Source organism: Phocaeicola acetigenes (genome assembly GCF_027529745.1).
GTDB lineage: Bacteria > Bacteroidota > Bacteroidia > Bacteroidales > Bacteroidaceae > Phocaeicola > Phocaeicola acetigenes.
This window is the reverse complement of the sequence record NZ_JAPZVM010000013.1, coordinates 60,918-69,001: the sequence shown is the minus strand read 5'-3', so window position 1 is coordinate 69,001 and position 8,084 is coordinate 60,918. Positions and strand designations below refer to the sequence as shown.

At 40.8% G+C, this 8,084-nt stretch carries 10 protein-coding genes; 4 read left to right on the top strand and 6 right to left on the bottom strand.

Features of this window, described 5'->3' with window-relative positions; translation table 11 throughout:
- From O6P32_RS12655 to O6P32_RS12645, 3 genes are all read left to right on the top strand, one after another.
- On the top strand, positions 1 to 736 hold a 736-nt coding region (locus O6P32_RS12655), incomplete at its 5' end, for a hypothetical protein (protein ID WP_269878878.1).
- 168 nt (positions 737 to 904) lie between these two features.
- Positions 905 to 1,054, top strand: a complete 150-nt coding sequence (locus tag O6P32_RS12650) for a hypothetical protein (protein ID WP_178266264.1) — start codon at positions 905 to 907, stop codon at positions 1,052 to 1,054.
- Positions 1,055 to 1,089: 35 nt separating this feature from the next.
- The gene (locus tag O6P32_RS12645; protein ID WP_269878876.1) at positions 1,090 to 2,829 is read left to right on the top strand and encodes a fimbrillin family protein; all 1,740 of its coding nucleotides are present in this window, start codon (positions 1,090 to 1,092) and stop codon (positions 2,827 to 2,829) included.
- Positions 2,830 to 2,951: 122 nt separating this feature from the next.
- Here O6P32_RS12645 and O6P32_RS12640 read toward each other — a convergent pair whose 3' ends face one another.
- The 6 genes from O6P32_RS12640 to O6P32_RS12615 form a co-directional block, all read right to left on the bottom strand.
- Positions 2,952 to 3,815, bottom strand: coding sequence for a DMT family transporter (locus O6P32_RS12640; RefSeq protein WP_269878874.1), 864 nt, complete (start codon positions 3,813 to 3,815; stop codon positions 2,952 to 2,954).
- A 257-nt stretch (positions 3,816 to 4,072) separates the two neighbouring features.
- A complete protein-coding gene (locus O6P32_RS12635; RefSeq protein ID WP_269878871.1) occupies positions 4,073 to 5,041 on the bottom strand; it encodes a permease in 969 nt (322 codons plus the stop codon).
- A 110-nt stretch (positions 5,042 to 5,151) separates the two neighbouring features.
- Positions 5,152 to 5,385, bottom strand: coding sequence for a thioredoxin family protein (locus O6P32_RS12630; RefSeq protein ID WP_178266793.1), 234 nt, complete (start codon positions 5,383 to 5,385; stop codon positions 5,152 to 5,154).
- A 33-nt stretch (positions 5,386 to 5,418) separates the two neighbouring features.
- Positions 5,419 to 6,126 carry an aromatic aminobenezylarsenical efflux permease ArsG family transporter gene (locus O6P32_RS12625; protein ID WP_178266794.1) on the bottom strand — a complete coding sequence of 236 codons (708 nt, stop codon included), beginning with the start codon at positions 6,124 to 6,126 and terminating at the stop codon, positions 5,419 to 5,421.
- A gap of 9 nt (positions 6,127 to 6,135) precedes the next feature.
- Positions 6,136 to 6,603 (bottom strand): nitrophenyl compound nitroreductase subunit ArsF family protein, encoded by a 468-nt coding sequence (locus tag O6P32_RS12620; RefSeq protein ID WP_178266795.1) that lies wholly within the window; start codon positions 6,601 to 6,603, stop codon positions 6,136 to 6,138.
- Positions 6,604 to 6,671: 68 nt separating this feature from the next.
- Positions 6,672 to 6,998, bottom strand: a complete 327-nt coding sequence (locus O6P32_RS12615; protein WP_178266796.1) for an ArsR/SmtB family transcription factor — start codon at positions 6,996 to 6,998, stop codon at positions 6,672 to 6,674.
- Between the two features lie 199 nt (positions 6,999 to 7,197).
- Here O6P32_RS12615 and folD point away from each other — a divergent pair, with 199 nt between their 5' ends.
- Entirely contained in the window at positions 7,198 to 8,079 is an 882-nt protein-coding gene (folD, locus tag O6P32_RS12610) for a bifunctional methylenetetrahydrofolate dehydrogenase/methenyltetrahydrofolate cyclohydrolase FolD (RefSeq protein WP_178266797.1), read from the top strand.
- Positions 8,080 to 8,084: the final 5 nt, after the last annotated feature.

Here is an 8,084-nt window from a genome sequence, read left to right as displayed (position 1 = left end):
CTTTGGATTGCCGGTAATTCTTTTGAATGATATATGGTGGTGTAAATTTAATGCGATTGGAAATTCCAGAGACTTTAATGACCAGATATTATGTGCAGAAGATCCAACAAGACTTTCTGGACAGACAGTCTTGGATTATTTGAAGACTTGTGATAACGAGGATTTCCTTAAGGTATGGAATTCGGCTTATGGAGGAAATTCCGGTCAGGCCATGACACTTGTGTATAGTAATGAAAAGTTTACACTGGAAGGTTATAAGTCGAATGAATCGGTGCATATTAACCATCAGGATCCTAAATCATTGTCTCCGGAAGGATATGAAATGCCGACTTTTGATGATTATAAACGGATTTTAGGAGCTTTTGCGGTTCCAACAAGCCCGACTCCTTTTAATCCTAGTAATGGTGGTGCAGACTATCGAAGTGAAATCTTTATGGATAAAAGAGACGAAGTGCTGATCGGAGAACAAGCGATGTCGGATATTAGATTTATTACCATCAGCAGCCTGAAAGGAAAAGGAACTGAACCTCTTACTTTATATGGAGTAGGATGTCAGTGGAGTGGAAGTGGTATTAATCATAACTGGCTGTTGTTTGCCAATTATAATCCTTCTACTACCGGTTGGTTGTTTAAGCCTACTAATGCTAATTTGGAGCATAATGGGGCAGCTGCTAATAATACCCGTATCGTGAGATTTAAGAAATCGGCGGTTGAATATATTTATGGCGTAGAATAATACATTCAAAATACTTAATGAATGATAAAAAACAAATAGCCTGAGAACAAAACTTGTCGGCTGATTGTCTAAGAGAGTGAAATCACGACAAGTTTTGTATTTTCAAATAAGGTATTATTTTTTTTGTATTAGAATTGTATTTTTATTAAACAGATTAGAATGTCAATTATGAAAGAGATGTATGTGAAACCAGATGTTCAGGTAATGGAGTTTGAAGCAGAGGGAGTTTTGTGCAGTAGTAGTGACGGAGATCCCGGAGCAACTGCTCCTGATTTTGGTTGGGATGATTCATGGCCAACTAGTAGTGGTATCTGGTAAAATAGTACATACTTATGAATTTAGAATCTCGAATTATGAATAAAAGAATATTTTGGGGAATTGGAATTTTTTCTGTGGCGGTGTTAATGGGAGCTTGTTCTGACAATTACGAGAATTTGGGTAATGGAGAAGAGGAAATTCCGGGAATTGAGCCGCGTGAAGTAGTTTTCTCTTTGAAAAATTTTGAGGCAGATGACCGTTCAAGAACAAATTTGGAAGTAAACGAAAGTGGAGTGACTTTTACATGGGCTAAGGATGATACGCTCGGTATTTTCCCGTCACAGGGTGATCAGGTTTCGTTTGCAATGGATGAAGGAGCAGGTACGGCAAATGCAGTATTCTCTGGCGGAAGCTGGGAATTAAAAAAGAGTTCTACTTATTATGCGTATTATCCTTTCAGCAGAAAATATTTCGACGGTCAGAGTTCGAAGAACAAAATATGGGTAAACTATAAAGGACAGTCGCAAGATGGAAATAATAGTACAGCTACTATTGGAAAGTATGACTTCATGAATGCGGCCAGTACTTCTCCTGAAGAGGGACGCCTTTTGTTTGAATTTTCTCATTTGGGAGCTCTTGTTCAGTTATCGGTAACTGTTCCTGAGAAAATGACCGTTAAGAAAATGGCACTGGCCACCGAGAATGAGGAGTTTCTGATAGAAGGATATTATAATCTGGAAGATGAGATTCCTGTTTATGTGGCAGAAAGGAAAAGCAAGGTGCTTAGTTTAGCCATGAAAAATGTAGAGTGTGAAGCGAATGCCACTGTTACAGGATATCTGATGGTGCCTCCTACAGATTTGACTGGTAAAACTCTTACTGTCAGAGTATATGACGACCGGAACAAATTGTATTCTTATACATATCCGGCAGCAGGTGTTTTCAGAGCTGGAAAGTCTTATAGATTCAAGGTTGGGGTTACAGAAAGCACAGAAAACCCGGATGATTTGTACGATAAGATGGAGTTGAGCTGCAATATGGATGCATACCTGAAAGAGAATGCTAATTTAGGAGAAAATCTGAATGTAGCTGTTTTTGCAGATCTGTATAATGAGGGTGAGTTCCTGATGAAGCCTTTTGTGGCCGATAAAAACGGAAATCTGTCGTATACAGGTGGAACCATGTATTTTCCTGAAGACCATGATGTCACTTTGTATGCTGTATATGGAAAGCTGACAAACTGGACAGAAAATCAAGATATGCCTGCAGTCTATAAACATACAGTAAATGCGGAACAAACTGAAGCCAACTATATGGATAATGACCTTCTGTATGCAGCAAAGAAAGTCACATCGGATGGTAAAAATTCAGAAATCCTGTTTTCTCATGTATGTTCTGGTGTAAGAATCGGAGTAAAGGCTGCTGCTGGAACCAATGTAGCACCAGAAAAACAAGTCACTGTGACTTTGAATAATTTGTGGATGGCGGGTAATCTGAATATGAAGACTGGTGAGATGACACCGGATTCAGGTTCGCAGAAAGGTGCTGTAAGTTTGGGTAAAATAAATATGCTGGATAGCTTCGGAGATAATGAAACATATGCCAAGGCTACTGTAATACCTCAGAAACTGGAACGTGGTACAGAACTGTTTACGGTGAAAAATGGTAATAAGGTGTTCAAATACACAATTGAGAAGTTGAACGGATTGTCATTGGAACCAGGAAAGATTCATACGTTTGAAATCGAAATAGACGGTGATAGCAATATTTCAGTTTCAACATCGGTAGAAGACTGGGAAGTAGGTGAGACAATTATTATTGATACCGATAAATAAGAAACACTTTAAAACAGTAAAAGGATATATCTTTTAATCCATACTTAATGTATGGAGATAAATAAAAAGAATGTGGGAATAACATTTATTCCCACATTCTTTTTATTTTGTGGTGTGAGATTTTATTTTTTCAGGATAATGATGGTGACTGCTGTAATAATAAGGGCAATACCGGCTGCAATAGTCAGTGAGAAAGATTCTCCGAATACAGTGATGCCTACGATAACGGCAGTTACCGGTTCCATTGCACCTAAGACTGAAGTCTGTGTAGCTCCAATGTGTTTGATAGCCTCTACTAAAGTCAGATTGGATACGACGGTAGGAATAATGGCCAGCAACAGCAGATTGACTCCAGTAGACAGGTCGGGGATGGATTGGAGGTTTCCGGAAATGCCCATGCCAGCCCAAAGTACGATTGTTCCGGCAAGAAACACATAGAAAGTCAGCTTTAGTCCCTGGAGATTTTTATTTTTCCGCTGACCTACGGCTACCAGGTAAAGAGCATATCCTACAGCCGAAAGCAATACGATGATGATTCCAGCTAAACTGGCCTTACCACTTGGCTCGGTATGAGAGAGTGCGTATACTCCGGCTATAGCCAGAAGAATGGCCGATATTCTCCATTTGGAACTTTTTTCACGGAAAAAGATCATCATCACTAAAGTGGTAATGATGGGATAGGTAAAATGAAGGGTTGTAGCGATACCCGATGGCATGAACTTATATCCCCAAAGTAAAAAGACGGATGAAATAAGGTAGAATATCGCAAGAAGTGATAATATCGTGAAATCTGTTTTTTCTATGCGGAAAGAATTCTTTCTGACTTTGAGCAAAATGGCCAAAGAAAGAGTGGCAAAAAGAAATCTGTACGACAGCACGTTCATAAAATCCATACCGTGTTGCATTGCAGGAATGGCGAACAGCGGGATAAGTCCGAAAGAAGCGGACGATAAAATTCCGTAAATAAATCCGTTTAATTTGTTCATTGTTTTGGGTTATATAAAAAACGGTTGCAAAGGTACTTAAAAAATGTAATGTTGCGATGTCCGGCAGAGGCTGGATTTTGGGGATAGCTGGTGAAATCTTGACCGATATGCAATGTAGCAGGAATAAAGAAGTGATGGTGAGTGTCGGATTCTTTAATCGGCGTCGCTGATTGTAAAGACGCCGTCGTTGGCTGTACAATCAGCGACGGTAATTGTACAGCCAACGACGGCGGATTGAATCTGTAAATAGCTTCGTGTTATAGAATGGCATTAAACAGATAGCCGGACAAGATGATGAAAAAAGCGACTGTTCCGAAAAAGATGCCTATCAGCTTCCATGTCATAACCTTTTTCAGCAGAGTAGCTTCCGGCAGCGACAGGCCTACTACTGCCATCATGAATGCAATGGCCGTGCCGATAGGAATGCCTTTGGCTACAAAAACTTCGACTACAGGTACGATACCGGCTGCATTGGCATACATTGGGACAGCCAGAATCACAGAAAGAGGTACGGCATACCAATTGTCTTTCGACATGTATTGTTCGAAAAATCCTTCCGGTACAAAGCCGTGCATGAAAGCACCGATACCGATACCTATCAGGATGTAGACAAGTACTCCGCTTACTATTTTCCATGCATCACGGATGATGGTGGGGAGTCGTTTTACAAAAGTAGTATGGTCTTTTTCCCACTCTCCGGTCTGAGCGGATGAGTTTGCCTGGATTTGTTTGACCCATTCGGTAAGGTAGGGGGTAAGTTGCATACGCCCAAGTACAAAGCCTCCTATCACGCCCAGCAGAATACCGCTGATGACATAAATAAGCGTTACCTTTAGTCCGAAAGAGCCAAGAAACATGGCTACTGCAACCTCATTTACCAGTGGTGAAGTAATGAGAAATGCGAAGGTAACTCCTAATGGGATACCGCCTTTGACAAACCCGATGAACAGCGGGATGGAAGAGCAGGAGCAAAACGGTGTGATGGCTCCGAATAGTGAAGCCAACAGGTATTGCAATCCATACATCTTGTGGGTAATCAGGTAGTTTCTTAAGCGCTCTATCGGAAAATAGGCGTTGATGATTCCCATCAGAATGCTGATGAAAAACAGCAGAATAAGAATTTTGATGGTATCGTAAAAGAAAAAGTTTACGGCCGCTCCGACAGAGGTGTTGGCATTCAGACCGAATATTCCGTAAACAAGCCAGTCTGCAAAATCTTGTATCATATTTGTTATAATTTAATTCGTTGATATACGAACAATAATCCGACAATAAAAGCGGCAGACTCACAATGATGTGCTTGTTACTGCCGCCTGTAGTTAAACAATTCAGCTTATCAGAGACCCAAGAGTTTCTTTACATCGTTTTCTGTAGGAACTTGTCCTTTTATCTTTACCACTTCGTCGACAACAACAGCAGGAGTTGTCATGATGTTGTAATTCATTATCTCCATGATGTCGTCTACCTTGGTCAGTTTCACATCCAGATTGTTTTCTTTGATTACCTTTTCAATCACGTTGTAGGTCGACTTGCATTTTGCACAGCCTGGTCCCAATACTTTTATTTCCATATTTGTAAAATTTATATTAGTTATTCATTCTGTTTATAGATACATCATCCAGCAATAGTATATGCCTACGAGGAGGAATAGGATACCGACAATGTGTTTCATCCACTTCTGGATTTTTTGCATCTTTCCGTAAAAGTTGCCCATTTTTTGCACACTGAATGCCAGTATCCATGCAACGGCAAGCACCGGTATGGAAGTAGCAATGGCAAAGATGACAGGCAGCAGATAGCCGGCTGTAGCTGTAGCAGACATGGGTATCAGCATGCCGAAATAAAATACGCCACTTGTAGGGCAGAAAGCCATGGCAAAGAGTATACCTATCAGCAGGGCACCCCATCCGCCTTTTTTTGCAAGTCCTTCTGCATTCCCTTTAAATCCGAACTGAGGAAGATTTATTCTGTCGCCCAGGAGCATAAATAAGCCTATAACAAGTAACAGCGGACCGAGGAGGAGTTCTCCCCATGTACCGATGGTCTTCTGGATACCAAACATGCTTGCTCCCTCTTTCAGAACCAGTATCAGTATCACTCCCAGCAGGGTGTACGAAAGGATTCGTCCTAAGGTATAAAGCAGTCCGTTGCGGAAGATGCGTTTTCTGTCTTCGATGTCTTTGCCGATGAATCCGATTGCTGCAATGTTGGTTGCCAGCGGACATGGAGAAAGGGCAGTGAGCAATCCAAGCAGAAATGCGGTCAGGGCAGGAGTGGAACTATTGTCCAGTAGTGTCTGTAACCAATCCATATACGTCTTTTATTTTAGCATATTTTGGACTGTTTTTACTATTTCGCTTTTGAATGTATCCGGCGATTTACGGGCATTTCCAAAAGCGAATTTGGTCATGTTTTCATCACTCTCCTGTCCGTCTTTATATTTTACGATGAACAATGACGACCAGGTGACTTGGTATTTTTCTGCTATCTTCTCATTTTCCTTTTTGCTGATATCGATACTTCTGAATACTACATTTCCTTTTTTCATCTGTTCGGAGAAATTGGCCTCCATCGCTTCTCGAGTATTGCTTTCGATAGCCATACAGGTAGCGCAGCGCTGTTTGCCGTGAAAATACAATACTTCTACACGGTCTTGAGCAGTTGCATGCTGGTTGCCGGAGGAAGCTTCTTGTTGGCTTTGAATTCCAGTTTCATTCTTTGAATTAGAATTCAGGCTGCATGATGCTGCCATCAGACATACAGACATAAGAAATAAAATCCTTTTCATAGTTCTTCAATATTTTATTATTAGTAATTCGCAAAACAACGAACAATGTGGGTAAAAAAAGAGTTTGCTTACTTACAGCAACTCTCTTTTTTGCATATTGGTTGTCCAAAGAAACCTGCAAACATCTTTTGGGCGATTTCCCAGTTTTCCTTGTTGATACAATATCTTACTTTGGGAGCTTCAATCTCTCCTTGAATAAGTCCTGCATCCTTCAACTCTTTCAAATGCTGTGATACGGTAGCTTTGGCAATAGGCAGTTCTTCATGGATGTCTCCAAAAAAACAACACTCCTGCTCTGCCAGAAACTGAAGTATGGCTATGCGTGCAGGATGCCCCATCGCTTTGGCAAAACGGGCTATCTTTTCCTGCTCATCCGAATAGTTCTTTTTACTCATATCAATGTTTTGTTTGTTGTTCGCAAAATTACGAATATATTTGATTCGTGCAAAATAAATTGTAGTTTTTCTGTTTTCTGGTGCAAGGATAAAGAATGCTTTTTCTTGAGTATTTGATGAATAACAGTTTCTCGGTCTTTCTATTTACCACTTTTATCGTTATCTTTGTATATATAATCATTGTTTAAAAGGAAATGTTATGACACTAATAGATGGAAAAGCTGTTTCTGAACAAGTGAAACAAGAAATTGCAGCAGAAGTCGCTGCTATGGTTGAGGCAGGACAGAAACGTCCTCATCTGGCAGCCATTTTGGTTGGTCATGATGGTGGAAGCGAAACATATGTTGCTGCCAAGGTAAAAGCCTGTGAGGTATGTGGCTTTAAATCGACTCTGATTCGTTATGAAGAAGATGTTACAGAAGAAGAGTTATTGGCTAAAGTACGGGAACTGAATGCCGATGCCGATGTCGATGGGTTTATTGTACAGCTTCCTCTTCCCAAACATATATCCGAGCAAAAAGTGATTGAAACCATTGATTATCGCAAAGACGTAGACGGTTTCCATCCGATAAATGTAGGTCGTATGTCTATTGGCCTTCCTTGCTATGTATCGGCTACACCGAATGGAATCTTGGAGTTGCTTCGCCGTTATCAGATTGAAACGCAAGGTAAGAAATGTGTAGTGCTGGGACGAAGTAATATTGTAGGAAAACCGATGGCTGCACTCATGATGCAGAAAAGTTATCCGGGAGATGCTACGGTAACGGTTTGCCATAGCCGCAGTAAGGATCTGGTAAAAGAATGCCGTGAGGCGGATATTATTATAGCTGCACTGGGACAACCTAATTTTGTCAAGGCTGATATGGTGAAAGAAGGAGCGGTAGTGATTGACGTGGGTACAACACGTGTTCCGGATGCTTCTAAAAAGTCGGGATTCAAGCTTACGGGAGATGTGAAGTTTGATGAAGTGGCTCCGAAGTGTTCTTTCATCACTCCTGTTCCGGGAGGAGTAGGACCAATGACAATTGTTTCATTGATGAAGAATACCTTACTTGCAGGAAAGAAGGCTATTTACGGATAACCTTT

What these genes read in the sequence shown, in the direction of transcription:
- O6P32_RS12650 (WP_178266264.1), top strand. Translation starts at nt 905, where the DNA reads ATGAAAGAGATGTATGTGAAACCAGATGTTCAGGTAATGGAGTTTGAA.
- O6P32_RS12645 (WP_269878876.1), top strand. Translation starts at nt 1,090, where the DNA reads ATGAATAAAAGAATATTTTGGGGAATTGGAATTTTTTCTGTGGCGGTG.
- O6P32_RS12640 (WP_269878874.1), bottom strand. Translation starts at nt 3,815, where the DNA reads ATGAACAAATTAAACGGATTTATTTACGGAATTTTATCGTCCGCTTCT.
- O6P32_RS12635 (WP_269878871.1), bottom strand. Translation starts at nt 5,041, where the DNA reads ATGATACAAGATTTTGCAGACTGGCTTGTTTACGGAATATTCGGTCTG.
- O6P32_RS12630 (WP_178266793.1), bottom strand. Translation starts at nt 5,385, where the DNA reads ATGGAAATAAAAGTATTGGGACCAGGCTGTGCAAAATGCAAGTCGACC.
- O6P32_RS12625 (WP_178266794.1), bottom strand. Translation starts at nt 6,126, where the DNA reads ATGGATTGGTTACAGACACTACTGGACAATAGTTCCACTCCTGCCCTG.
- O6P32_RS12620 (WP_178266795.1), bottom strand. Translation starts at nt 6,603, where the DNA reads ATGAAAAGGATTTTATTTCTTATGTCTGTATGTCTGATGGCAGCATCA.
- O6P32_RS12615 (WP_178266796.1), bottom strand. Translation starts at nt 6,998, where the DNA reads ATGAGTAAAAAGAACTATTCGGATGAGCAGGAAAAGATAGCCCGTTTT.
- folD (WP_178266797.1), top strand. Translation starts at nt 7,198, where the DNA reads ATGACACTAATAGATGGAAAAGCTGTTTCTGAACAAGTGAAACAAGAA.